General features: G+C 69.9%; 22 protein-coding genes. 13 read left to right on the top strand and 9 right to left on the bottom strand.

Annotation, left to right across the window (positions count from 1 at the left end; all coding sequences use genetic code 11):
• The first annotated feature begins 6 nt into the window (after nt 1-6).
• The 4 genes from E3O18_RS15585 (at nt 7) to E3O18_RS15570 (ending at nt 5,295) form a co-directional block, all read left to right on the top strand.
• Complete coding sequence (locus E3O18_RS15585; protein WP_134418465.1) at nt 7-984, top strand: dihydroorotate dehydrogenase; 978 nt, start codon at nt 7-9, stop codon at nt 982-984.
• Nucleotides 981-1,958, top strand: a complete 978-nt coding sequence (locus tag E3O18_RS15580) for a dihydroorotate oxidase electron transfer subunit (RefSeq protein ID WP_241976652.1) — start codon at nt 981-983, stop codon at nt 1,956-1,958. Before E3O18_RS15585 ends, E3O18_RS15580 begins: the two co-directional genes overlap by 4 nt.
• Nucleotides 1,959-2,215: 257 nt before the next feature.
• Complete coding sequence (locus E3O18_RS15575; protein WP_134394694.1) at nt 2,216-4,489, top strand: polyribonucleotide nucleotidyltransferase; 2,274 nt, start codon at nt 2,216-2,218, stop codon at nt 4,487-4,489.
• 485 nt (nt 4,490-4,974) lie between these two features.
• Nucleotides 4,975-5,295 carry a metalloregulator ArsR/SmtB family transcription factor gene (locus E3O18_RS15570; protein ID WP_134394779.1) on the top strand — a complete coding sequence of 107 codons (321 nt, stop codon included), beginning with the start codon at nt 4,975-4,977 and terminating at the stop codon, nt 5,293-5,295.
• 57 nt (nt 5,296-5,352) lie between these two features.
• On the opposite strand, the gene E3O18_RS15565 is transcribed toward E3O18_RS15570, so the two are convergent.
• The 8 genes from E3O18_RS15565 to E3O18_RS15530 form a co-directional block, all read right to left on the bottom strand.
• Nucleotides 5,353-6,888: an NADH-quinone oxidoreductase subunit C gene (locus E3O18_RS15565; protein ID WP_134394692.1), complete on the bottom strand. Its 1,536-nt coding sequence runs from the start codon at nt 6,886-6,888 to the stop codon at nt 5,353-5,355.
• Complete coding sequence (locus tag E3O18_RS15560) at nt 6,885-8,468, bottom strand: proton-conducting transporter membrane subunit (RefSeq protein WP_134394690.1); 1,584 nt, start codon at nt 8,466-8,468, stop codon at nt 6,885-6,887. The genes E3O18_RS15565 and E3O18_RS15560 overlap by 4 nt, the downstream gene beginning before the upstream one ends.
• On the bottom strand, nt 8,468-9,124 hold the full coding sequence (locus tag E3O18_RS15555; RefSeq protein ID WP_104101117.1) for a hypothetical protein: 657 nt from the start codon (nt 9,122-9,124) through the stop codon (nt 8,468-8,470). The genes E3O18_RS15560 and E3O18_RS15555 overlap by 1 nt, the downstream gene beginning before the upstream one ends.
• Before the next feature lie 8 nt (nt 9,125-9,132).
• A complete protein-coding gene (locus E3O18_RS15550) occupies nt 9,133-10,083 on the bottom strand; it encodes an NADH-quinone oxidoreductase subunit H (protein ID WP_134394688.1) in 951 nt (316 codons plus the stop codon).
• On the bottom strand, nt 10,080-12,098 hold the full coding sequence (locus E3O18_RS15545; protein ID WP_134418464.1) for a proton-conducting transporter membrane subunit: 2,019 nt from the start codon (nt 12,096-12,098) through the stop codon (nt 10,080-10,082). The genes E3O18_RS15550 and E3O18_RS15545 overlap by 4 nt, the downstream gene beginning before the upstream one ends.
• Nucleotides 12,095-12,580 (bottom strand): oxidoreductase, encoded by a 486-nt coding sequence (locus E3O18_RS15540; protein ID WP_134394685.1) that lies wholly within the window; start codon nt 12,578-12,580, stop codon nt 12,095-12,097. The genes E3O18_RS15545 and E3O18_RS15540 overlap by 4 nt, the downstream gene beginning before the upstream one ends.
• A 75-nt stretch (nt 12,581-12,655) precedes the next feature.
• Entirely contained in the window at nt 12,656-13,288 is a 633-nt protein-coding gene (locus E3O18_RS15535) for an LON peptidase substrate-binding domain-containing protein (RefSeq protein WP_241973285.1), read from the bottom strand.
• Nucleotides 13,285-13,752 (bottom strand): Lrp/AsnC family transcriptional regulator, encoded by a 468-nt coding sequence (locus tag E3O18_RS15530; RefSeq protein ID WP_134394683.1) that lies wholly within the window; start codon nt 13,750-13,752, stop codon nt 13,285-13,287. The genes E3O18_RS15535 and E3O18_RS15530 overlap by 4 nt, the downstream gene beginning before the upstream one ends.
• 133 nt (nt 13,753-13,885) lie before the next feature.
• Between E3O18_RS15530 and pdhA the strand changes: the two genes are divergently transcribed.
• The 4 genes from pdhA to E3O18_RS15510 all read left to right on the top strand — a co-directional run bounded on the left by pdhA (nt 13,886) and on the right by E3O18_RS15510 (nt 18,450).
• Entirely contained in the window at nt 13,886-14,995 is a 1,110-nt protein-coding gene (gene pdhA / locus E3O18_RS15525; protein ID WP_134418463.1) for a pyruvate dehydrogenase (acetyl-transferring) E1 component subunit alpha, read from the top strand.
• Nucleotides 14,995-16,104: an alpha-ketoacid dehydrogenase subunit beta gene (locus E3O18_RS15520; RefSeq protein ID WP_134418461.1), complete on the top strand. Its 1,110-nt coding sequence runs from the start codon at nt 14,995-14,997 to the stop codon at nt 16,102-16,104. Before pdhA ends, E3O18_RS15520 begins: the two co-directional genes overlap by 1 nt.
• Nucleotides 16,101-17,603 carry a dihydrolipoamide acetyltransferase family protein gene (locus tag E3O18_RS15515; protein WP_134418460.1) on the top strand — a complete coding sequence of 501 codons (1,503 nt, stop codon included), beginning with the start codon at nt 16,101-16,103 and terminating at the stop codon, nt 17,601-17,603. The genes E3O18_RS15520 and E3O18_RS15515 overlap by 4 nt, the downstream gene beginning before the upstream one ends.
• Nucleotides 17,604-17,787: 184 nt before the next feature.
• Nucleotides 17,788-18,450 carry a VOC family protein gene (locus E3O18_RS15510; protein WP_134397524.1) on the top strand — a complete coding sequence of 221 codons (663 nt, stop codon included), beginning with the start codon at nt 17,788-17,790 and terminating at the stop codon, nt 18,448-18,450.
• Nucleotides 18,451-18,494: 44 nt separating this feature from the next.
• Here E3O18_RS15510 and E3O18_RS15505 read toward each other — a convergent pair whose 3' ends face one another.
• A complete protein-coding gene (locus tag E3O18_RS15505) occupies nt 18,495-19,136 on the bottom strand; it encodes a TetR/AcrR family transcriptional regulator (RefSeq protein WP_134394674.1) in 642 nt (213 codons plus the stop codon).
• A 121-nt stretch (nt 19,137-19,257) separates the two neighbouring features.
• Between E3O18_RS15505 and E3O18_RS15500 the strand changes: the two genes are divergently transcribed.
• The 5 genes from E3O18_RS15500 to E3O18_RS15480 are packed head-to-tail and all read left to right on the top strand — an operon-like array spanning nt 19,258 to nt 25,595.
• Nucleotides 19,258-20,865 (top strand): carboxyl transferase domain-containing protein, encoded by a 1,608-nt coding sequence (locus E3O18_RS15500; protein WP_134394672.1) that lies wholly within the window; start codon nt 19,258-19,260, stop codon nt 20,863-20,865.
• 8 nt (nt 20,866-20,873) lie between these two features.
• Nucleotides 20,874-23,075 carry a biotin carboxylase N-terminal domain-containing protein gene (locus E3O18_RS15495; protein WP_134418459.1) on the top strand — a complete coding sequence of 734 codons (2,202 nt, stop codon included), beginning with the start codon at nt 20,874-20,876 and terminating at the stop codon, nt 23,073-23,075.
• On the top strand, nt 23,072-24,238 hold the full coding sequence (locus E3O18_RS15490) for an acyl-CoA dehydrogenase family protein (RefSeq protein WP_134394668.1): 1,167 nt from the start codon (nt 23,072-23,074) through the stop codon (nt 24,236-24,238). Before E3O18_RS15495 ends, E3O18_RS15490 begins: the two co-directional genes overlap by 4 nt.
• A gap of 11 nt (nt 24,239-24,249) precedes the next feature.
• Nucleotides 24,250-24,735 carry a MaoC family dehydratase gene (locus E3O18_RS15485; RefSeq protein ID WP_134394666.1) on the top strand — a complete coding sequence of 162 codons (486 nt, stop codon included), beginning with the start codon at nt 24,250-24,252 and terminating at the stop codon, nt 24,733-24,735.
• Nucleotides 24,732-25,595, top strand: a complete 864-nt coding sequence (locus E3O18_RS15480; RefSeq protein ID WP_134394664.1) for a CoA ester lyase — start codon at nt 24,732-24,734, stop codon at nt 25,593-25,595. Before E3O18_RS15485 ends, E3O18_RS15480 begins: the two co-directional genes overlap by 4 nt.
• The last annotated feature ends 16 nt before the right edge of the window (nt 25,596-25,611 follow it).

Below are 25,611 nucleotides of genomic sequence, written 5' to 3'. Positions count from 1 at the left end.
GACACCATGACCATCGCGCCGCCTCAGCACTCAATGGATGCCCGCCGCGCCTTCTTCGACGCCCGTCCCGCCGCGTCCGTGGCGGTCGACCTCTCGGTGCGAATCGGAAGCCTCACCCTCGCCAACCCGGTCATGCCGGCCTCGGGCTGCTTCGGGCCCTCGCTCGGACGCTTGATCCCGGTCGCCGAGCTTGGCGCCGTGGTCACCAAGACCGTGTTCGGCACCCCGCGCGGCGGCAACGCGGCGCACCGGGTGACCGAGCTCCGGGCCGGGATGGTCAACAGCGTCGGCATCCCGAGCCGCGGGGCCGCCGGCTACCTGGCGTCGCAACATCCGCTCTACCTGGCGCTCGGCGTGCCCGTGATCGTCAGCGTCGGCGGCCACCGTTCGAGCGAGTACGCCCCCGTCGTGCAGGGCCTGCGGGGCGCGGGCGACGCCTACGAGCTCAACGTTTCCTGTCCGAACCTCGACCGCCACGGCACCGACATCGGCTCCGATCCGGACGCCATCGGGAAGGTCGTGCATGCTGTGCGCCTGGAGACCGACAAGCCCCTGATCGTCAAGCTGCCGGTGCTCGTCTCCTCGATCGCGGACTGTGCCCAGGCCGCTGAGGCGGCCGGCGCCGATGCCGTCTGCGTGGCCAACTCGATCCCGGCGCTGCCGCTCACGGCCGCTACGCGAAGCCCCATTCTCGGCAACGTGATCGGCGGTCTGTCCGGCCCGAATATTCGCCCGATCGTGCTGCGCTTGGTCTGGCTGGCCTCCCGAGCGGTCGACATCCCGGTGGTCGCCTGCGGCGGGATCGAAACCGCGGACGACGCCCTCGACTACTTCTCGGTCGGCGCCCGGGCCGTGCAGGTCGGCACGGCCAGCTTCGGACGCCCGTTCGCCATGGTCGAAATCGTTCGCGCCCTGCAGGAGCGATGCGAGGGCGTCGCCGCGGCCGACGTCACCGAACTGATCGAATTGTGGAGCGCCCGATGACCGTCACGACCGCCCTCGCCGCCCTCGCCGCCCTGCGCCGCCAGCAGGAGTTCGCCGCGGCCGACGAGGCCGCGCTGGACGGCCTCATCGCGGTGCGCCCGCCCGAACGGATGCCTCGGCCCGACCCGGTCTGGGACGACGCCCGCGTTCTCGTGCACGAGGTCGTGGGAGAGCGGTACCGCCGGCTCGTGCTGGCCACCGACACCATTGCGACGACCGCCCTTGCCGGACAGTTCCTGATGATCACCGTGCCCCCCACCGGCGGGGAGCGCATCCTGCTCCCACGCCCGATGGCCATCCACCGCCGCCACCCCGACGAGGGCACCGTGGAGGTCATCTACGGCTCAGCCGGCCGCGGCACCACCGCGCTCACCGACGTACTCGTGGGCCAGAGCCTCCTGGTCACCGGCCCGCTGGGCCGCGGCTTCGAGTTCCCGGATGCCGCCCTCCCGACGAAGACTCGTCCAGAGGCGCCCCGCACGGCCCTGATGATCGGCCGCGGTGTCGGCGTCTGCGCCATCATGGGCTCGGTCGAAGACGCCGCCCGGCTCGGCATCGCCGCCACCGTCGTGCTCAGCGGGAGGTCGCCGGCGAACCTGATCGGCCTGGCCGACTGCGCCGAGCTGGGCGCCACGGTCATCCCCGTCACCGACGACGACGGCTCGAGCGCGCTGCCGGCGCTTGGCGAACGGCTGCGTGGGTTTTTCGACTGGGCCCCGCCCGACGTCATCCTCGTCTGCGGCGCCGGCGTTCTCGCCCGCCTCGCCGCCGATCTCGGCGCCGAGTGGGGCGCGCCGGTGCAGGTCTCGCTGGAGGCTCACATGGCCTGCGGCCTCGGCTACTGCCACGGATGCGCCGCGCCCGTCGCCACGGATCCCGCCGTCGAGGGCCCGCTGGTGTGCGTCGATGGCCCGGTGTTCGACGCCGTGCTGCCGGGCCGGGCCGCGGCCGGGCGCGGGAAACCAGCAGGCTGAACGTCTTCTGTTAGGCTTGAGGAGGCTCATCTTCGGACTGGCCACGCAGAATCACGCTCAGTACGGAGCAGACCGGCAGCGCGCTGGTCCTCGGTGGTGGTTTCCCAACTTGCCGGCAACATCCGCAGTTGGTGAATTTCTACTGGTGGCCAGCTCTCGCGCCCTTCTTCTCCGCGTCCAGCTCGCGCGCCATACGGGCAACCGAGTCTTCATCGCCAGAATGGCGAGAAGCAAAAACCAAAGGAGAGAACCCCCATATGGAGGGTCCAGAAATCACGTTCGCCGAAACCGTCATCGATAACGGTAAGTACGGCACACGCACCATCCGTTTCGAAACCGGGCGTCTCGCCCAGCAGGCGCAGGGCTCTGCTGCCGCCTACATCGACGAAGAGACCATGCTTCTCTCCGCCACGAGCGCCAGCAAGCAGCCGAAGGAGAACTTCGACTTCTTCCCCCTCACCATTGACGTCGAAGAGCGCATGTACGCCGCCGGACGCATCCCGGGCAGCTTCTTCCGTCGCGAAGGTCGCCCGTCGACCGAGGCCATCCTCACCTGCCGTCTGATCGACCGGCCGCTGCGCCCGTCCTTCGTCGACGGACTCCGCAACGAGATCCAGGTTGTCGTCACCGTTCTGGCCATCGCGCCGGATGAGTACTACGACGTGCTCGCGATCAACGCGGCCTCGATGTCGACCCAGCTCGCCGGCCTCCCCTTCTCGGGCCCGATCGGTGGCGTTCGCGTCGCCCTCATCCCCGACGAGAACGGCTCCGGCCAGTGGGTTGCCTTCCCGAAGCACTCGCAGATCGTCGACGCCGTGTTCAGCATGGTCGTCGCCGGTCGCGTGGTGACCGACGCCAACGGCGCGCAGGACGTCGCGATCATGATGATCGAGGCCGAAGCCACCGACAACGCCTGGGACCTCATCACGGGCGGCGCCATCAAGCCGAACGAAGAGGTCATCGCCGAGGGCATCGAAGCCTCGAAGCCCTTCATCAAGCAGCTCATCGAGGCACAGCAGAAGGTTGCCGCCTCGGCCGCCAAGCCGACCGGCGCCTACCCGGTGTTCCCGTCCTACCAGCCGGCCACCTACGACGCCGTCGCCGCTCTCGCGTACGACCAGTTGAAGGCCGTCTACCAGATCGCCGACAAGATCGAGCGCCAGAATGCGGATGACGCGCTCAAAGCATCCGTCAAGGAGGCCATCGCGGCCAAGGTCGCCGCCGGCGAACTCGACGCCAGCGCGAACAACCAGGTTTCCGCCGCGTACAAGTCGGTCACCAAGCTCGTCGTGCGCTCACGCGTTCTCAACGAGGGCATCCGCATCGACGGCCGTGGGCTCGCGGACATCCGCCCGCTCGACGCCGAGGTTGCCATCATCCCGCGCGTGCACGGTTCCGCGATCTTCCAGCGAGGCGAGACCCAGATCCTGGGTGTCACCACGCTGAACATGCTCAAGCTCGAGCAGACGATCGACTCCTTGAGCCCGGTCACCAAGAAGCGCTACATGCACAACTACAACTTCCCGCCCTACTCGACCGGCGAAACCGGCCGCGTCGGAACGCCGAAGCGCCGCGAGATCGGCCACGGAGCGCTCGCTGAGCGTGCCCTGGTCCCCGTGCTGCCGACGCGCGAGGAATTCCCCTACGCCATCCGTCAGGTCTCCGAGGCGCTCAGCTCCAACGGATCCACCTCGATGGGTTCCGTCTGTGCCTCGACCCTGTCACTGCTCAACGCCGGTGTGCCGCTGCGCGCACCCGTCGCCGGCATCGCCATGGGCCTCATCTCCGACACCGTTGACGGCAAGACCCGCTACGCGGCTCTCACCGACATCCTCGGCGCCGAAGATGCCCTCGGTGACATGGACTTCAAGGTCGCCGGCACGAGCGAGTTCGTCACCGCGATCCAGCTCGACACGAAGCTCGACGGCATCCCGGCATCCGTTCTCGCCGGCGCGCTCACCCAGGCCAAGGACGCTCGCGCGACCATCCTGGCCGTACTGAACGCCGCCATCGACCGTCCCGACGAGATGGCACCGACCGCGCCCCGCGTGATCAGCGTCCAGATCCCGGTCGACAAGATCGGCGAGCTGATCGGCCCGAAGGGCAAGATGATCAACTCGATCCAGGACCAGACCGGTGCCGACATTTCCATCGAGGAAGACGGCACGGTGTACATCGGCGCCGTTGACGGACCGTCGGCCGAGGCCGCTCGCGCCATGGTCAACGCCGTCGCGAACCCGACCAACCCGGAGATCGGCGAGCAGTTCCTCGGAACCGTCGTCAAGATCGCCGCGTTCGGCGCATTCGTCTCCCTGCTCCCCGGCAAGGACGGCCTGCTGCACATCAGTGAGGTGCGCAAGCTCGCCGGTGGCAAGCGGGTTGAGAACGTCGAAGACGTGCTCGGCGTGGGCCAGAAGGTCCTCGTGGAGATCACCAAGATTGACGACCGTGGCAAGCTCTCGCTCGCCCCGGTCCTCGACGAGTCGGCTGAGGCCGGCACCGAGGACGCACCGGTTCCGACCGAGGCGTAGTCCGCTGGGTCTACCGACAACCTCTCGCCAGGTTAGTCGGCTAGACGGAAAGCCCGTCCTGCTCCGGCAGGGCGGGCTTTTTGCAACCCGCGGTGCCGGCGGTCGAGCGTTCGGTGGTCGAGCGTTCGGTGGTCGAGCCGGTCGAGACCCGGTGCGCCAATCTCGAGAGTCGCTGCGGCATCCGCCCCCGTCGCTGACTGCGCAGAATCCCGTGAAACGCCGTTCGAACGGCCACCGGATGCGGCGTTTCGTGAATTCCTCCGACGATACGTAGCCGACGGAGTCCTCCGGGCGGGCCTCGCGCGACTCCGGTTCCTCCGCGGTGACTCCTAGCCCGCCGCGCAGCTGTCTCCGGCACCGTGCACGGTGGTGTGGTGTGGTGTGGTGTGGCGTGTCGGTCAGACCCGTTTGCCACAGAAACGCATCTATTTGAAAGTATTACAAGTTAGCGATATGATCAAACTGTGTCAGCGACCGGACTACCCATGGCCCAATTGAAGTCTGACCTCTTCAAAGCTCTCGGGCATCCGTTGCGGGTGCAGGTTCTGGAACAGCTGGTCGGCGGGGAACGCTCGGTCGGCAGCCTCGCCGAGGTGCTCGGCGCCGAACTGTCGAACCTGTCCCAGCAGCTGGGGGTCCTGCGCCGCGCCGGCGTAGTCGCCACCCGACGAGAGGGCAACACCATCTTCTATGGACTGCGGGACCCGGGTGTCGCCGAGCTCCTGGCCATCTCCAAACGGATGCTCGTCACCAGCCTTGAGGACTCCCACGCCCTGCTCCGCACCATCGAGCAGGGCTCGCCGTAGTCCGAGCCCTGGGCCCTGCTCCGGCCCCGACGACACCGGGCGCTAGCGTACGCGCCGCTAGAGGTCGTTGCCGGCGTAGGACTGGTTGAAGCTCTTGTTCACGAGGGGGAAGTCCGGCACGATCGTCTCGGACAGGGCCACCGGCAGCGCGGGCCAATTGAAGTAGGACGGGTCGACGACCTTCAGCCGCGTGACGGTGCCGTCTGGCCCCAGTTCGACCCGGTGGCAGATGGTTCCGCGCCAGCCCTCGACGAGGGCAAGGCCGCTCGCCGCATCCGTCGTCGCCGCATCCGTCGTCGTCACCGCCGGAGACGACGCCGCGGCCGCACCGCCACGGTGTGCGCCCAGTCGGGCGATGAGGTCGATCGCCACCGCAATGGACACCTCGAACTCGCCCGCGCGCACCCGGTAGCGGCTGAGCACGTCGCCGCCGGTGTCGGTGACCACATGGAAGTGCTCACCCAGATCGACGAAGGGATGGTCGCGGCGGGCGTCGGCGTCGACGCCGGATGCCCGCGCCACATAGCCCAGCGTGCCCATGGCCTCGGCCTGGCTGGTGGGCAGCGGGGCCGTGCCAGTGAACCGGTCCCGCACGATCGCGTGCCCGAGGGTGATCGCGATGATCTCCTGAACGTCGGCTGCGACGCCGCGGAGGGCGGCGGAATCCGGCAGAGCGAGAACCCGTACCCCGCCCACGGACAGCGCCCCGCGCAGGAAGCGGTGGCCGGTGACGGTCTTGTTGATACGCAGTAGTGTTTCGCGGAGCCGCTGAGTGTGCGAGTTCACGACGCCGAACCCCACGTCGTTGGCCAGCGAACCGAGGTCGGAGACGTGGTTGTAGAGGCGTTCGAGTTCGAGCAGCAGGGCGCGCAGCAGGCGGTCGGGCTCGGAGATCTCGATGCCGGAGGCCGCCTCGATCGCCATCGTGTAGGCCAGCGTGTGGCCGATGACGGTGTCGCCGGCGATCTGCTCGGCCATCTCGATGCCATCCGCAGGCAGACGACCCTCGAAGAGCCGCTCGACGCCGCGGTGCATGTACCACTGGCGGGCTTCCATCCGCACGATGGTCTCGCCGACCACGGAGAAACGGAAGTGGCCGGGGTCGATGATTCCGGCGTGGATGGGGCCTACGGCGATCTCGTAGACCCCGGGGCCCTCGACCTCCACGAACGGGAACGACTCGACGTCGGGTTCGAATTCGGGGGTGGCCGTGGCGTCCTTCCGCATCGGGTACCAGCCGCGGGGCCAGTGGCCGTGGCGCACCAACCGGTGGGGTTGAGGGTGGTTCGCCGGCCGCACGCCGAACAGGTCGCGGGTGCCGCGCTCGAAGTTGCCGGCCGGGAACGAGAGGTCGGCCAGACTCGGAATCCAGGCGTCGTCATAGGGGACGGGCACGATGAGGTCGATCTGGCGCCGGGGGAAGACGGCGACGAAGGAGTAGACCACGCGCAGCCGGTCGCCGTCGTCGTGGCATGCGACCAGCGCGAGCCGGTTTCCATCGGTCAGCAAGGCGGCGGCTTCGCCCCGGAGTTCGTCGCGGGTGAGCGTGCGCACCTCCGGGGTTGCGGCTCGAACCGGATTCGGGGTCGTCATTGGATTCCTCCCAGAACCTCGGCTGCACGCGTCAGGAGTGTGCCGACCGGGTCCGCTATGAAGGCCACCACCGCGGTGGTGCCCAGGGCGAGGATCAGCGGCAGCATCGGCCCGTGCCCCGATCGGTCCGGCACGAGGGGGTCGTCCGGGTGCGGCGCGGCGTCCGCCAGGGTGACGGATGCGCTCGGAATGGAGACCGGGACGGCTCCGGTGACGGATGCCGCGGCCCCCGCAGCCGGGACGGCCGCAGCCGGGACAGCCGGGACGGCCGGGACGGCCGTGGCCGCAGGCGCCCCGATCGTCATGGCCACCGTCAACCGGGTGAGGCTGGCGAAGATGACGAGCAGCAGTACCAGGGCGATGCCGACCACCACGCCCAGGCCGGTGGAAAAGCCGGCCACGATGATGCCGACCTCGGAAAAGAAGATGCTGAACGGGGGGAACCCGATCAGAGCGGCCATAGCGATCAGCCAGGGCACGGCCAGCCCCGGCCGCCGCACGAGCAGGGCGCGCACGTCGTCGATCTTCGGGGTGCCCTCGACCTCGAGGATGCGGCCCGAGATCACGAACAGGGTGGCCTTGGTCAGCCCGTGGCCGAGCACGTACAGCAGCACGGCCGGCAGGGCCGCCGCGCCGATGGCCGCGCCGATGGCCATCATTCCCATGTGCTCGATGCTGGAGTAGGCCAGCATCCGTTTGAAGTCGCGCTGGCGGATCAGGAGTGCCGCCGCTACGAAGAGGGAGAGCAACCCGCCGACGCTGAGCATGATGCGCAGGAAGTCCGGCCCGATCACGGCGTCGGTGATGGTCTGGATGCGCAGGATCGCGTAGAGGGCGACCGCGAGCAGGACGCCGGACATGAGCCCGGAGACGGGTGCCGGCGCCTGGCTGTGCGCGTCGGGCAGCCAGCTATGCATGGGGGCGAGCCCGGCCTTGGTGGCGAAGCCGAGCACGGCGAGGGCGCCGCCGGCGCGGATCAGCGCGGGGTCGAGTGGCAGGCCGGCCTGGCTGAGCACGAGCCAGGACAGGGTTGCCTCGCCCGTGCCGCGCGAGGCGGCATAGATGAGCACGATGCCGAGCAGGGCGATGGCCACGCCGACGGAGCCGAGGATGACGTACTTCCAGGCGGCTTCCAGCGATCGAGGGGTGCGGTGGTGGCCGACCAGGAAGGCCGTGGCGATGGTGGTGGCCTCGACGGCGGCCCACATCAGGCCGATGTTGTCGGCGAGCACCGCGAGGCTCATCGCGGCCAGGAAGATCGAGATCAGGGCGTCGTAGGAGCCGGCGAACCGCGCGGGCTCGGCCGTGGCGTGGCCGAGCCCTCCCCAGGTGGAGACGAGCCCGACGGCGCCGACCACGGTGAGCATGTAGGCGCTCAGCGCGTCCGCGCGGAGCAGCCCGCCGCCCAGTGTGGGAACTTCGTCCGCGAGCACGACGCTCACCAGGAGCAGGCCCGAGATGAGCACGGCGACGCTGGAGGCGATGGGGCTGAGCCGGCGCAGCGCGGGGGAGGGCACGCCGAGGCTCAGTACGGCGAGGAGGGCCGGAATGGCCAGAGGGGTCCAGAGGGCGAATGACATCAGTCGTGCAACTTTCTGAGCTGATCGATCTCGGTGTTGCCGAACTTGGTGCGCATACGGCCGGCGAAGACGTAGAGGATGACGACGACCAGTAGCACGTCGAGGGAGATGCCGAGCTCGAGGAACAGCGGCACACCACCCGAGGTCAGGAACGCAACGGTGGCGATGCCGTTGTCGAGCACGAGGAAGCCGATCAGCTGTGACCCGGCCTGCCGGCGGGTGACCAGCAGCAGGAAACCGATCAGCACCATGGCCAGGCCGATCGGAGCCGCGTGGGCCGAGATGCTGATGTCGCCGGCGAGCACCCGACTGGCCACGACGTAGCTGAGGATGGTCAGAAGAGCCACGGTCAGCAGGGCCGCCGTCGGGTTGAGGCGCGGCGCCTCATCCGTTCGCGTGGTGGCGTGGGTCTCGCGGGCGAGCACCCACGGCAGGCCCATACCCTTGACCAGCAGCACGAGCAACGAGACCAGGATCACCTCGACCTCGCCCTCCTCCAGGCCGATCACGGCGACCAGCGCGGCCAGCGCGAAGCCCTGCACGCTGAGCAGCCGGATCGACGCCAGCAGCGAGTGCCGCCAGACCATCAGGGCGCTGGTGAGCAGCAGGGTGCCGGTGCAGAGACCGATCAGCTGCGGGTAAATGGTGGTGAACACGGATGCTCCTAAGCGACCAGGTAGGAAGCGGTGACGGCCAGCAGGCCCAGGGCGAACGACCCCGCCAGCAGCTCGGGAACGCGGAACAGGCGCGCCTTGGCCAGGAAGACCTCACCCACGCTGAGCACAACGCCCAGCAGCAGGATTTTCACGGTGACGGTGCCCACGCCGACTATCACGCCGGGCACCGAGAAGTCGGTCATGATTCCCCACGGCACGATCAGGTTGCTGAGCAGGCCGAGCAGGGCGGCCAGCTTGAGCCAGGAGCCGAGTTCGAGCCAGACCAGATCGCGGCCGGAGGCCTCGAGCACCATGGCCTCGTGCAGCATGGTCACTTCGAGGTGGGTCGACGGGTTGTCGACCGGCAGACGGCTGGTCTCGGCCATGATGGCGATGGCCAGGGCGACCATGGCCAGCAGGCTGACCGGGGAGATGATCACGGCCGGATTCAGGAGCCGGGTCTCCACGATCAGCGAGAGGGTGGAGGTGCCGGCCGGGATGGAGAGCGCGTAGACCGCGAGCAGCAGGGTCGGCTCGACCAGAGCGGCGACGGTCATGTGACGGCTGGAACCCATTCCGCCGAACGCGGTGCCGGCGTCGAGGCCGACCAGGGCCAGAGCCACCACGCCGATCAGCATGATGGAGACGATCACGAACAGGTCGCTGGGGATGAGCGGCAGCGGCAGGGTGCCGACCAGCGGCAGGAGTGCGCAGAGCAGCAGGCTGGAGACCAGGAGGGTGACCGGACCGGCCGCGAGCATCCAGCTGCTGTCGGCGGCGCGGACCGGGTTCTTCGCCAGGAGCTTGCGCACATCGCGCCACGGCTGCCAGATGCCGGAACCGGCCCGGCCTTCGAGGAGGGCCCGCACCTGGCGGATCACGCCGATCAGGAGGGGGGCGAGGAACACGAACAGCGCCAGCTGGACCAGGGCGATGATGATCGCCGCGGCGCCGGTCACAGGGACACCACGATCAGAACGCAAAGCAGGGCGACGAAGGAATAGGACAGGTAGCGATGGATGCTGCCGTTCTGCGCTCGTCGGGCCAGAATGCCGAAGCGTTGCATGAGGTTCAGCAGCGGGCGGTAGAGCCGGGTCTCGACCACGTCGGACACGGTCTGTTCCACGTGCACGCGTTCCACCAGGTAGCGGGATTCACCCACGTGGGTGACCTCCACGTCGCGGGTGGGCCGGAGCACGTCGTCGAAGACGCGCACCAGCGGCTCGGCATACGAGGTGGCCGTGTACTGCATCCGCGGCCGCAGCCGTGACCCGCCGCCGGCCCAGGGGAGCGGCGAGGTGCGGGTGGGGTGTCGTCGGGCGGAAACGAACAGCGTGATCAGCACGGGCACGAGCAGCAGGGCGGCCAGCACGACGAAGGTGGTGGGGTCGAGTACGGCGTCGATGCCGCGGGCGTCCACGCCGGCGAGGCCGATGGTGCGCACGTCGGGGGTGAACGCCGGGCCCACGGCCGAGCCGATGGCCACGGCGAGCGGGCCGGGTATCAGGCCGAGCCCGACCACGAGGAGGGCGCCGAGCACGAGCGGGATGCGCATGATGACGGGCACCTCGACGGCCAGTGCGGCCTTCCGGGAGCGCGGGCGGGCCAGGAAGGCGATCCCGTAGGCCTTGACGAAGGTGAGCAGGGCCAGCCCGGCGGTCAGGGCGATCACGGCGACCGCGAGTGGCATGGCCACGGATGCCGCGACGGAGACGACTTCCCCGTCGACCCGAGAACCGTGGATCAGAGCCTGCAGCAGCATCCACTCGGCGACGAACCCGCTCGTGACGGGCAGGGCCGCGGCGCCCATGGCGGCCCCGCCGAACGCGGCGGCGGTCCAGGGCATCCGGCTGCCGAGGCCGCCGAGCCGGTCGAGGTTCATCTCGCCGGCCGCGCGGGCCACGGCCCCGGCCCCGAGGAACAGGGTGGACTTGAACGCGGCGTGGCTGAGCATCAGCAGCAGGGCGGCGACCAGGGCCGCGTCGGCCGCGGCCGCGGCGTTGTCGGCGCGCAGCAAAACGGATGCCCCGAGCCCCAGGAACACCAGCCCCATGTTCTCGGTCGTGGAGTAGGCCAGCAGCACCTTGAGGTTGCTCGCCACGGAGGCCTGCAGAATCCCGTAGAGCGCGGACACCCCGCCGAGCACCATGATCAGCACTCCCCACCAGGCCGGGCCGTTCGGCAGCAGCCGCACGACGACGAGGAGGGCGCCGTAGACGCCGATGTTGACCATCGCGCCACTCATCGCGGCGGCGACGTGGCCGGGGGCCTCGGGCAGCACCCGCGGAACCCAGACGTGCAGGGGCACGAGCTCCGCCTTGCCGCCGAAGCCGAGCAGCAGCAGCAGGAACGCCACGCTGGCCTGCCAGGTGAAGGGATCGATGGTGGCGAGGTCGGCGAACCCGGTGCCGCCGGCCAGACCGGCGAGCATGGCGAAGCCGGCCAGCACGAAGAAGAAGCTCAGCTGCGACATCGCCGAATACCAGACCAGGGCGGAGGCGACCGTGCCGCGGGTGGCGTGGTGGGCCAGCAGCAGCGCCGTGGAGCCGAGCGTCATGATCTCCCAGAACAGCAGGAACGACACCACATCGGTTGCGGCCGGCACCAGCTGCATGCCGGAGAGGAACACGGCCATCGACAGCCACGAGGTGCGCGAGGCCGAGGCCACGCGGGCCGAGCCGATCCCGAACAGGGAGGCGAGCACGCCGACGACGGAGACGACCACCATCACCAGTCCGCCGAGGCGGTCGGGGGAGAGCACGAGCGGGTCCATCGGCAGGGCGGTGGGGATGCTCAGCGACCCGGTGCCGCCGGAGAGCGCGATCGCACCGGTGACGACGCCGGCCACGGCGAGCAGGGTGCAGACGGATCCGCTGACCCGCGAGCGCCAGGACGCGGGTGTGAGCAGCGCCGCGGCGACGGCGACCACGAGCAGCAGGGCTTGGCCGATCATGCCGGCTTCGAGGGCGGTCATCGACCGGTCATCCGGCGCAGTGCTTCGACGATGACGGCCGGCTCGGGCGGGTTGCCCGGCACGGACAGGTCGACGTGCACGAAGTCCGACACCGGCCCGGCCACGCCGTAACCTTCGGCGAAGACACCGCCGGTGATGGCGCAGTCGCCGACCGCGATCACGAAGCGGGGGGTCGGCGTGGCGTCAATGGTTCGGCGCATCGGCTCGATCAGGTTCCGGGTCACGGCGCCCGTGATCACGAGCAGGTCGGCGTGACGCGGCGACGCGACCAGACGGATGCCGTATCGTTCGACGTCGTAGACCGGGCCGAACGCGCTCTGCACCTCCATCGCGCAGTCGTTGCAGCTGCCGGCGTTGATGAAGCGCACCTGCACGCTGCCGCCGAAGACCTCGGCGCCGGGGAATAGGGCCGGGGCCGGTGGGGCCGCCTCGGCGATGCGGCCACCGGTTCGGATGAGGTTCAGGAGTCGTGTGACGCTCAACTCAGGCTCCGCGTGGCACGATACATCATTACTTCTTTATATACCTATATAATGAATTTATCAAATAGATTCGGGTCATTCTTCGGGCCAGGGCGCGCTCAAGGAGTCCACGGCTTCCTGGGTGTACTCGATTACCGCGGTGAGGAGCTGCTCCATCGAGGTGGACCGCAGCAGCTCGATCTGGTCCAGCGGGCCCAGCGGGGCGATACCGGCGATCTGCCAGGCGGCCGCCGTCGGATCCCGGGACAGCTCCACCGTCGAGGGCCAGAGCTGGTCGGCGAATTCGCTCGCGAGGGCCAGGGCGCGTCGTACGGCCTGCTCGGCCCGTTCCCGCAGCGGCAGCAGGTCGTCGTCCCAGTCCAGCTCGGCAAGGTCGCGCACCGTGGCCTGGGGGTGCGGGTCCTCGGTCAGCCAGTCGATGACCTCGACCCGGCGTTCGCCCTGGGCGGTCACCCCGACGAATCCCTCGGCGGCCTCGAGTTCGGTGATCTGGGCCACGGTCCCGTAGTGGAACCGCCGCTCGCCGCCGCCGACCTCCTGGCCGCGTTCGATCAGCACCACGCCGAACTCGGCCGGCTCCTCCTTGAGGATGCGCGACAGCATGACCAGGTAGCGGTCCTCGAACACCCGCAGCTGCAGCGGCATATAGGGGAACAGCACCGACCCGAGCGGGAACATCGGCAGGGACGTCACCGGCAGCGCGGTCATGGGCGGGGGTGCTCCAGCAGTGGGGTGACCCGGTAGGGGATCAGCTCGCCCATGGCCAGGGACGTCTCGGTGCGATCGACACCCTCGCAGGCGAGGATGGTGCCGTCGATGCGGAACAGGTCGTCGGCATCCGCGCAGACCACGCGCACCAGAATGTCGGTCGCCCCGCTCATGCCGTGCGCCTGCACGATTTCCGGAATGCGGGCGAGCTCGGCCACGATCTGGGCGAGGCGTTTCTGCTGCACGTGCACCTCGATGAAGGCCGTCAGCGGATAGCCCAGCGCGACCGGGTTGATGCGGCGGTCGAAGGAGAGGAACGCGTTCGACTCCTCGAGCCTGGCCATGCGCGCCTGCACCGTGTTGCGGGAGAGGCGCAGCTGCTGGGCGAGCGCCACGAACGTGCTGCGCGGATCGGCGCACAGAGCGCGGAGCAACTGTAAGTCGACTTTGTCCAGACTGTGCATACTGCTCGACGGTAGCAGGCAGGGTGCCCCATGAATAGGGCAAATTGCTCAAAATTTATTGTCATGGTTGTGCTCCATGTCGCGGAATCGTACGCTCTCAACAACTTCGGCAACGACGCTGGGAGCGCATCTGATGCACACTGTCCACACCGGGGAGACCCCCGACACTCTTCTGCAGCTGCTGAGCCCCGAGGGGATGCGGCTGGCCGACGCCGATCTGGATCCCTGGGTCGCGGAGGTGACCGGGGCCGACCTCGCGGCGCTGTACCAGGAGATGGTGGTGGTGCGCCGCATCGACGCCGAGGCCACGGCGCTGCAGCGTCAGGGAGAGCTGGGGCTCTGGCCGCCGTTGCTCGGCCAGGAGGCCGCGCAGATCGGCTCGGGCCGCGCGCTCCGCGCCGACGACTTCGTCTTCTCCAGTTACCGTGAGAACGCCGTCGCCTGGTGCCGGGGCGTAGCGCCCACCGACATCCTCCGGGTGTGGCGCGGCACCGCGCAATCCGGCTGGGATCCGCTGGTGTACCGAATGGCGACGCCCAGCATCATCATCGGGGCGCAGACCCTGCACGCCACGGGCTGGGCGATGGGAGCCCGGTTCGACGGCGCGGACTCGGTGGCCGTGGCCTACTTCGGCGACGGCGCGACCAGCGAGGGCGACGTCAGCGAGGCGCTCGTGTTCGCGGCGAGCTTTCAGGCACCGGTGGTCTTCTTCTGCCAGAACAACCACTGGGCCATCTCCGAGCCGGTCGGACTGCAGACCCGCTTCGGCATCGCCGGCCGGGCCCCCGGGTTCGGCATTCCCAGCCTCCGAATCGACGGCAACGACATCCTGGCCGTGATGGCCGCGACCCGGCTGGCCCTGAACCGCGCCCGCACCGGGGGAGGCCCCACCTTCATCGAAGCCGTCACCTACCGGATGGGCCCGCACACGACCGCGGACGACCCCACTCGCTACCGGCCCGCGGCCGAACTCGAGGAGTGGGCGAAGAAAGACCCGATCCTGCGACTGCGACGGCTGCTCGATTCTCTCGGCCTGTTCACCCCCGAGCTGGAGTCCGAGACCCAGGCTCTGGCCGACGCCACGGCCGCCGAGCTGCGCGCCGGCTGCATCGGCCTGCCTGACCCGGAGCCGTTGACCGTGCTCGCCAACGTCTACGCCACCCCGCATGCCGGGGTCGACCGCCAGCGCGCGGAGTACGCGGCCTACCTGGCGAGCTTCGAGCCGACCGGAGGGAAGGTCTGATGTCAATCGAAACCATCCGGAGTGCACCGGCTGCACCCGCGAACGGCGCGACGCCGGTGCCTGTGACGCCGGTGCCTGTGACGCCCGTTCCTGTGACGCCGGTGCCGCCGATCGAGGCGGCGCTGACGGAGACGAAGACCCTGACCCTGGCCAAGGCGATCAACGCCGGGCTGCGCCAATCCATGCTCGACGACCCGAAGGTGGTGCTCCTCGGCGAGGATATCGGCGCCCTCGGCGGCGTGTTCCGGGTGACCAGCGACCTGCTCGCCGAGTTCGGGCCGAACCGGGTCGTCGACACCCCACTGGCCGAGTCCGCCATCATCGGCACCGCGGTGGGGCTGGCGTACCGCGGCTACCGCCCGGTCTGCGAGATCCAGTTCGACGGCTTCATCTTCCCCGGATTCGACCAGATCGTCAGCCAGGTGGCCCGGTTCCACTACCGCACCCAGGGGGCCCTGCGCATGCCCATCACCATCCGGGTGCCGTTCGGCGGCGGCATCGGCGCCGCCGAGCACCACTCCGAATCGCCCGAGGCCTACTTCACGCACACCTCGGGCCTGCGCGTGATCGCGGTCTCGAACCCGCAGGACGCCTACAGCCTGATCCGCCAGGCGATCGCCTCCGACGACCCGGTCCTCTTCTTCGAGCCCAAACGCCGCTACCACGCTGCCGGCCCGGTGACCCCGCAACTCGGCGAGCCCTTCGAGAGTGCCCGGGTCGTGGCCGCCGGCACCGACGTCACGCTGCTTGCCTACGGAGCGCTGGTGTCCACGGCGACGGATGCCGCGCTCGCCGCCGCCGACGAGGGCATCTCGGTCGAGGTCATCGACCTGCGCTCGCTCTCGCCGATCGACTACGCCGCCGTCGAGGCATCCGTTCGCAAAACGGGCCGGCTCGTCGTCACTCACGAGGCCTCCCGCTCGGGTGGGCTGGGTGGCGAGATCATCGCCGAGGTCACCGAGCGCTGCTTCGACTACCTTGAGGCTTCACCGGTGCGGGTCACGGGCTTCGACATCCCGTACCCGGCGGCGAAGTTGGAGAGCCACCACCTGCCCGACCTCGACCGCATGCTCGATGGCGTCGACCGAGTGCTGGGACGACGACGATGATCAAGGTTTTCAGGTTGCCCGACCTCGGCGAGGGGCTGACCGAATCGGAGATCGTTGCCTGGCGGGTCGCGCCCGGCGACACGGTGACGCTCAACCAGCTCATCGCCGAGGTCGAGACGGCCAAGGCCGTCGTCGAGTTGCCGTCGCCCTTCGCGGGTGTGGTCGCCGAACTCCACCAGCAGCCCGGCACCACCGTGCACGTGGGCGACCCGATCGTCTCCTTCGAGGTCGCCGGCGCCGCGCCTCCCTCAATTCCTTCAACCGCTCCTCCCGCCGATGCGGCTCCCTCTGCTCCCTCTGCTCCTGCTGCTCCTTCGGCTCCTGCCGGCGAGCCCGAACGGCTGGCCGTGCTCGTGGGGTACGGCGCCGCGGTCGAGCGTGGCGGGCGGCCGCAGCGACGAGCCCGCGCGGGGGCGACGGATGCGCCGGGCCGGGCCGGGGTCTCTACTCCGGCAGCAACGTCGACGCCGGCAGCAACGTCGACGCCGGCCGCAACGTCGACGCCGGCCGCAACGTCCACGCCGGCCGCAACTTCGGCCGCGTCACCCGCGACTCGGGAGATGCCGGCTACCGGGGAGCGCCCGCGGTCCACGCCGCCGGTGCGCGCGCTGGCTCGCACACTGGGCGTCGACCTGACCCAGGTGACCGGGACCGGTCCGACGGGCCTCATCATTCGGGAGGACGTGGCGGCGTACGCCGCCCCCGCAGCCCTCGGCGTCTGCCACACACCGCACGAGCCGGGACTCGAGCTCGGACGCGCCGAACCGGAGGACCGGCCCCCGGCATCCGTGCCCCGTGCCCGGGAAACCCGCAGCCCGATCCGGAGCGTGCGCAAGCAGACCGCCGCCGCCATGGTGCAGAGCGCCTTCACCGCGCCGCACGCCACGGAGTTCCTGACCGTGGATGTGACGCCGACGATCGAGTTGATCGACGCGCTGAAACGCGACCGGGGGTTCGCCGACGCGCGCATCGGCGTCCTTGCCGTGGTCGCGAAGGCGCTCTGCCTCGCCGTCGCCCGCACGCCCGAGGTCAACACCCGCTGGGACGAGGCGGCCGGCGAGATCGTTCAGTTCCACTACGTGAACCTCGGCATCGCCGCCGCCACGCCGCGCGGGCTGATCGTGCCCAGCATCCCGGATGCCGACCGGCTGGCTCTCGCCGACCTCGCCGCGGCGCTCGCCGCACTGACCAGCACCGCCCGGGCGGGAGCGACCAGCCCGGCCGCCCTGCACGGCGGCACGATCTCGATCACCAACATTGGCTCGTTCGGCATCGATGCGGGCACGCCGATCCTGCCTCCGGGGGAGGCCGTGATCCTCGCGCTGGGAGCGATCGCGCCGCGGCCGTGGGAGTATCGCGGCGAGGTCGCGCTGCGGCAGGTGGTCACTCTCAGCGTCGCCTTCGACCACCGTCTCGTCGACGGCGAGCAGGCGGCCCGGTTCCTGACCGACGTCGCCGGCATTCTCGCCAACCCCGCGCGCGCCCTCGCCCTCCTGTAGGAGTCAGTGGTCAGTCCCTGACGAATTCGACGGAGATCGTGCTCCCACACCCCGAAATGCGGGTAAACCGGGCATTTTTCCAAAAATCTCCGTCGAATTGGTTCGCAGCCTGCGGGAGCCGGCCGGCAACGGATGCTCCCGAGCGCGCCTTGACGGGGTTCGGACCGCGCAGCAGAGTGGGGGGATGAAATCACCGGGCACCCTCCTCACCCCTCTCGACACCGAGTCCGTGCTCTCCGGCGGTGCCTTCGTCCACCTCGACGGCGCCCTGCACGGCTCGTTCACGACCCGGGACTTCGCCTCGGCTGTGCGCCTGGTCGACCAGGTTGCCAAGGCGGCGGATGCGATGAATCACCACCCCGACGTGCGGCTCGGCTACGGCCGCGTCGGCTTCCGCCTTTCGTCCCACGACGCCGGCGGCGTGACCGACCGTGACCTGCGGCTTGCGCTGCGCATCCAGGAACTCGCGGCTGCGCAGGGCGCCGACCGTGCGCCGGTGCGGCCGGCCCGCTACGACGTGGCGATCGACTGCACCGACGCCGAAGCGATCCGGCCGTTCTGGCGGGTGGGTCTCGGCTACGTGGAGGTCGACAGCGAGGGCGAGATCGAACTCGTCGATCCACACGACCAGGGACCGCGGGTCTGGTTCCAGACGATGGCTATCGCGCGCACCGAGCGCAACCGCATCCACCTCGACGTGTATCTGCCCACGATCGACGCCGAGTCCCGGGTGCAGGACGTCATCGCCGCCGGCGGCGATCTCCTCACCGACGAGCACGCCCCCGACTGGTGGGTCCTGGCCGACCCCGAGGGCAACGAGCTCTGCGTCTGCACCACCGTCTCCTGAGCCGGTGACGGATTCGTCTGATGGCTCGTCGACGGATGCCCGGCTCACGCCGGCGCGAGCCCGCCGCCCGCGAGCCCGCCGCCCGCGAGCCCCCCGGCCCCGAGCGCCGCGAGCGCCATCTCCTCGAGCAGCGGCCGCACCTTGCCGCTCGGCGACGCCGGCAGCGTGTGCGGGGTCGAGTTCAGTAGTCCGAACGTCGCCTGGGCACGGATGCGCAGCAGCGGCGCATCAACCTCGGGGTGCACCTGCCCGAGCACGCGCACCCACAGCTCCACGTAGGTGCGTTGCAGGGCGCGCACCTGGTGCCGGTCTGGGGCGGCGAGGCTGTCCAGGTCCCGGTCCTGCACACGGATGACGTTCGGATGCGAGAGGGCGAAGTCCGTGTGGAAGCGCACCAGCGCGTGGAGTGCGCCCGCGGCATCCGGAGCGCCGGCGACCACGGCCTGCCCGCCCGCCACCAGCGTCTCGCTGACCTCCACCAGCAGCGCGGCCAGCACGGCCGGCTTACCGCTGAAGTGCCGGTAGACGGCCGGCCCGCTCACGCCGACGGCCGCGCCGAGGTCCTCGATCGAGACCCCGTTGTAGCCCGACCGGGCGAACAGCGTGGCGGCGGCCCCGAGCAGGGCCTGCCGCCGGTCGGCCTTGGCCTGGCTCCGAGCCGTCGGCGACGACGGGAGGACTCCCATTCGATGCTCCGTTCACGCGGAAACTCTGGACAACTCAGTTAGGAACCGCTAACGTGATTTTCGGTTAGTGCACGCTAACTGTACCGGCTGAACACTCAAGCGGGAAAGCGGGAAGTCGTCGATGGAGACACTCGCGAGTCTGATCGACTCGACCAGTCCGGCCTTCGACGCGAACGCCACCGCCCACCGCGAGCTCGTCGCCGATCTGCGCCGCCGTCTCGCCGTCGTCGCCCTCGGCGGTCCCGAGGCCTCCCGCCAGCGCCACCTCGCCCGTGGCAAACTGCTGCCGCGCGAACGCATCGACCGGCTGCTGGATGCCGGCAGCCCCTTCCTCGAGATCGCACCCCTGGCCGCCACCGGCCTCTACGGCGACGACAGCCCCGGTGCCGGCCTGATCGCCGGGATCGGGCTGATCCACGGCCGCCACGTGCTCGTCATCTCCAACGACGCCACCGTCAAGGGCGGAACCTACTATCCGATGACGGTCAAGAAGCACCTCCGGGCGCAGGAGATCGCATTCGAGAACCGGCTCCCGTGCGTCTACCTGGTCGATTCGGGCGGGGCCTTCCTGCCGCTGCAGGACGAGGTCTTCCCCGACCGTGACCACTTCGGCCGCATCTTCTACAACCAGGCCCGGATGTCGGCGGCCAAGATCCCGCAGATCGCCGCCGTGCTGGGATCCTGCACCGCGGGCGGCGCCTACGTGCCGGCGATGAGCGACGAAACCGTGATCGTACGGAATCAGGGAACCATCTTCCTCGGCGGCCCGCCGCTGGTGAAGGCGGCGATCGGCGAAATCGTCACGGCCGAGGAGCTCGGCGGCGGTGACCTTCATGCCCGCACCTCCGGGGTGACCGACCACCTCGCCGAGGACGACGAGCACGCACTCCAGATCGTGCGGGACATCGTGCGCTACCTGCCCGCGCCTCCGCCGCCGGCCTGGCCGAGGATGCCGGCCGTCGACCCCGTCGCCGACCCGGCCGAGCTCTACGGCGCGGTGCCGACCGACCCGCAGGGCCGCTACGACGTGCACGAGGTGATCATGCGGCTGGTTGACGGCAGCGAGTTCCATGAGTTCAAGAAGGAGTACGGTACGACCCTGGTCACCGGCTTCGCGCATCTGCATGGCCATCCGGTCGGCATCATCGCCAACAACGGTGTGCTGTTCTCCGAATCCGCCCTCAAAGGTGCACACTTCATCGAGCTGTGCGACCAGCGCGGCATCCCGCTGCTGTTCCTGCAGAACATCTCCGGTTTTATGGTCGGCCGCGACTATGAGGCCGGCGGCATCGCCAAGAACGGCGCGAAAATGGTCACCGCCGTCGCCACCGCGCGCGTGCCCAAGCTCACGGTCGTGATCGGCGGGTCGTTCGGCGCCGGCAACTATTCGATGTGCGGCCGCGCCTACTCGCCCCGCTTCCTCTGGATGTGGCCGAACAGCCGCATCTCCGTGATGGGCGGCCCGCAGGCCGCATCCGTTCTCGTCACCGTCAAACGCGAGCAGCGGGAGAAGGCCGGCCTGCCCTGGTCGACGGATGCCGCGGAGGAGGTCACCGCGCCCGTCACCGCCCAGTACGAGCGGCAGGGCAGCCCCTACTATTCGACCGCCCGGCTCTGGGACGACGGGGTGATCGACCCGGCCGACACCCGCACCGTGCTGGGCCTGGCCCTCGACGTTGTTTCCGGGCCACCCCTGCCCGACACCGCCTTCGGCCTCTTCCGGATGTGAGGCGCATCATGACACCGAACGCACCGACACCGAACGCACCGACACCGAACGCACCGACACCGAACGCACCGACACCGAACGCATCGACACCGTCCTCGACACCCTTCGAGACCGTGCTGGTCGCCAATCGCGGCGAGATCGCCTGCCGCATCATCCGCACCCTGCGCACGATGGGCATCCGTTCGGTGGCCGTCTACAGCGATGCCGACCGTGATGCGCTGCACGTGAGTCTCGCGGATGCCGCGGTGCGCCTCGGCCCGGCCGCGCCTCAGGCGAGCTACCTGAACATCGACGCGATCCTGGCGGCCGCGGCGGCCACCGGCGCCGACGCCGTGCATCCCGGCTACGGATTCCTCAGTGAGAACGAGGCCTTCGCCCGCGCCTGCGCCCCCGCCGGCCTCGTCTTCGTCGGACCGGGTCTGAACGCCCTTGCCGTGATGGGCGACAAGATCCGCGGCAAGAACCATGTCGCCGACAGCGGTGTGCCCGTCATTCCCGGGTTCTCCCGGCCCGGCCAGACCGACGAGCAGCTCATCGCCGCCGCGGAGGAGGTGGGCTACCCGCTCCTGATCAAACCGTCCGCGGGCGGCGGCGGCAAGGGGATGCTGCGGGTCGACGCCGCGGGCGAGCTCGCCGCCGCGCTCGTCACGGCCCGGCGCGTGGCGCAGGGTGCGTTCGGCGACGACACCCTGCTGCTCGAGCGCTTCATCGATCAGCCCCGGCACATCGAGGTGCAGGTGCTCGCCGACGCCTCGGGCGCCGTGATCCACCTCGGTGAGCGCGAGTGCTCCCTGCAGCGCCGCCACCAGAAGGTGATCGAGGAGGCTCCCTCTCCGCTGCTCGACCCGGCCACGCGGGCACGCATCGGCGAGGCAGCCTGCCAGGCCGCCCGGAGCGTCGGCTACACCGGCGCCGGCACGGTGGAGTTCCTGGTCTCCGATGCGGCCCCGGACCAGTTCTTCTTCATGGAGATGAACACCCGGCTGCAGGTGGAGCACCCGGTGACCGAGCTGGTCACCGGCCTCGATCTGGTCGAGTGGCAGCTGCGCATCGCCGCGGGGGAACCGCTGCCGCTCACCCAGGCGGAGGTGGTGCTCACCGGGCACGCGATCGAGGCGCGCCTCTACGCCGAGAACCCGGCGCGTGGTTTTCTCCCCAGCCAGGGCACCGTGCGCAGCCTGTCCGAACCGGTCGGCGCGGGCATCCGGGTCGACAGCTCGCTGCGTCCGGGCCTGCCGATCTCGGGGGTCTACGACCCGATGCTCGCCAAGGTGATCGCCTGGGGTGCTGACCGCGCCGAGGCCCTCTCCCGCCTCGACCGGGCGCTCGCCGACACCGTGGTGCTCGGGGTGCACACCAACGTGGAGTTCCTCCGGTTGCTGCTGCACAACCCCGACGTGCGCGCCGGCCGCCTCGACACCGGCCTGATCGAGCGCAGCCTGCCCGGTCTCGGACTCCGGGGGATGCCCGGGCAACCGCTGCCCGACCACCTGCCGGCCGCCGCGGCCCTGTTCCTGCACGCGCGCGCCACCGCCACCACGACGAGCGCCACCGCCGGCCTGTGGGCACAGCCGAGCGGCTGGCGGCTCGGTCCGGCCCGGCCGGTGCACTACAGCCTGCGGGTCAGCGCCACCGAAACCGTCGACGTTGCCGTGCTGACCGGTCCGGACGGCCTGAGCGTGGCCATCGACGAACGGACGCCCGTTCCCGGCCGACTCGCGCCCGTCACCGGCCGCGCCGACACCTTCGCCTGTGAACTGGGCGACCGCCTTGAGGTGCTGCAGCTTGTGGCCGACGGTCCGCGCCTCTGGCTCGGCCAGAGCGGTTTCGGCACCGAGCTGGTGCACCGCTCCCGGGCCGAGCAGCTCGCCGACCGCCTCGCCGGCCTCGACCGGGCCGGAGGAGAGGCCGGGGCGGCCCGGCCGGAGGTGCGCTCGCCGATGCCCGGGACAGTGGTTGCCGTGCACCTCGCCACGGGCGACCTGATCGTCGCCGGCCAGCGCATCCTCACCGTGGAGGCCATGAAAATGGAGCACCATCTGCTGGCCGAGACGGATGGCCGGCTCACCATCGGCGTGCGCCCGGGTGACCTCGTGCGCCTCGACCAGATCGTCGCCACAGTCACCGCCGCCGCCACCGCCGCCGCCGCCGTGACCACCGGGACGGAAGCCACACCACCAGCCACGCCAGTCAAGGGAGACCCAACGTGAAACAGGAACTGACCGAGCAGCAGCAGCAGCTCAGCGACACCGTGCGCGACTTCGCCGACACGGTCGTGGCGCCGGCCGCCTACGAGTACGACACCAAGCGCAGCCTGCCCTACGACATCATCGCCCAGATGGGGGAGCTGGGACTGTTCGGCCTGCCGTTCCCGAAGGAGTACGGCGGCCAGGGCCAGGACTACTTCGCGCTCTGCCTCGCCGTCGAGCAGCTCGCCCGGGTCGACCAGTCCATCGCCGTCACCCTCGAGGCCGGCGTGGGGCTCGGCATCATGCCGGTCTACCGGCGTGGCACCGAGGAGCAGAAGCAGGAGTGGGTGCCGCTGCTGACCAGTGGGCGCGCGCTCGCCGCATTCGGGCTGACCGAGGCCGATGCCGGCTCCGACGCCGCCGGCACCAGAACCACGGCCGAGCTCACCGGCGGCGAATGGGTCATCAACGGCACGAAGCAGTTCATCACCAACTCCGGCTCCGAAATCACCCGGCTGGTCACCGTGACAGCCGTCACCGGCGAGTCCCAGCGCCCCGACGGCTCGGTCAAGAAGGAGCTCACGGCCATCCTGGTGCCCACCCCGACGCCCGGGTTCACGGCGCTGCCGGCCTACGACAAGGTGGGCTGGCACACCTCCGACACGCATCCGCTGCTCTTCGACAACGTGCGCGTGCCAGAGGCCAACCTGCTCGGCGAACGCGGACGCGGCTTCGCCAACTTCGTGCAGACCCTCGACGAGGGGCGGATCGCCTTCGCCGCGCTGTGCACGGGCGCGGCGCAGGGCTGCCTCGAGGAGGCCATCCGTTACGCCAACGAGCGCAACGTGTTCGGCCGGTCGATCGGCTCCAACCAGCACATCGCGTTCAAGATCGCGCGGATGCAGGCGCGCGTGCACACGGCCCGCCTCGCCTACTACGACGCGGCCATGAAAATGGTGCACGGACACCCCTTCAAAATGGAGGCCTCGATTGCCAAAATGGTGGGAAGCGAAGCCGCCATGGACAACGCTCGCGACGCGACCCAGATCTTTGGCGGATACGGGTTCCTGAACGAGAACCCGGTGGCGAGGCACTACCGCGACTCGAAGGTGCTCGAGCTCGGTGAAGGCACTACCGAGGTTCAGCTGATGGTCATCTCGCGGGCGCTTGGGTTCACCGGTTAGGCGGGAGGAAAATGAACGACGAACGACGCACGATCGAGCAGCGCGGACTGTATTACGAGGAATTCGACCTCGAGGCCCGCTACCGGCACAGCCCCGGTCGCACGGTGACCGAGGCCGACAACGTGCTCTTCAGCACGCTGACCATGAACTCGCAGGCACTGCACCTTGACGCGGCGTGGGCGGCCACCCAGCCGTTCGGGCAGCGCCTGGTCAACTCGATGTTCACGTTGGCGACGCTGGTGGGCAGTTCGGTCGCGCAGCTGACGCAGGGCACGATCGTGGCGAACCTCGGCTTCGGGGAGGTGACGTTCCCGCATCCGCTCTTCCACGGCGACACCCTCTACTCCGACACGATCGTCACCGCCCGCCGGCTGTCGGCGTCCCGGCCGGGCCAGGGGCTGGTCACGCTCCGGCACACCGGTCGGAACCAGAAGGGCGACGTGGTGGCCACGGCCGAGCGCACGGTGCTGGTCTGGTGCCGGGAGGCCGTCCAATGAGCTTCGACCTTGGACCCGCGCTGCTGTTCTGCCCGGCCGACCGCCCCGACCGGTATCGCAAGGCGGCGGAGCGGGCGGATGCCGTGATCCTCGACCTGGAGGATGCGCTCCTGCCCGGCAACCGGGCACGCGCTCGAGGCCTGCTGGTCAGCCATCCGCTCGACCCCGAACGCACCGTCGTGCGCGTCAACCCGGCCGACACGCCCGACTTCCAGCTTGACCTCGCCGCCCTCGACGACACCCTGTACCGCTACGTGATGCTGCCGAAGACCGTGAGCGCCACCCACCTCGCCGCTCTGGCCCGGTTCGAGGTGATCGCACTCTGCGAGACCGCCGCGGGGGTGCTCGCCGCCCCCTCGATTGCGGCCGAGCCCAATGTGGTGGCGCTGATGTGGGGCGCCGACGACCTGGTGGCCTCGCTCGGTGGCAGCTCGAGCCGGTTCCCCGACGGCAGCTACCGCGCCATCGCCCGCCACGCTCGGTCCGCTGTGCTCCTGGCGGCCGGGGCCAACGACAAGGCGGCCGTGGACGGCGTGTTCCTGGCCATCCCCGACCTCGAGGGTCTGCAGGCCGAGGTGGTGGATGCGGTCGCGAGCGGATTTCGCGCCACCGCCTGCATCCACCCCAGCCAGGTGCCCGTCATCCGGGCCGCCTACCGGCCCACGCCTGCCGAGGTCACGGCGGCGTGGCAGATCCTGGAGGCGGCCGCGGGAGAGGGGGGCGTGTTCGCCTACCAGGGGCGCATGATCGACGCACCCCTGCTGCGCCACGCCGAGGCCGTGCTGCGGCGGGCGGCGGCCGTTCCGCCGGAACCGGGATTTCCGACGGGACCGGCTCCGGCCGACTCGGTGGAGCACTAGCTGCCTCTGGCACAGC

The organism is Cryobacterium sp. TMT2-42-4 (assembly GCF_004402645.1).
GTDB classification, from domain to species: Bacteria; Actinomycetota; Actinomycetes; order Actinomycetales; family Microbacteriaceae; genus Cryobacterium; species Cryobacterium sandaracinum.
The sequence above is the reverse complement of the archived record's forward strand: the minus strand, read 5'-3'. Positions and strand labels throughout refer to the sequence as shown.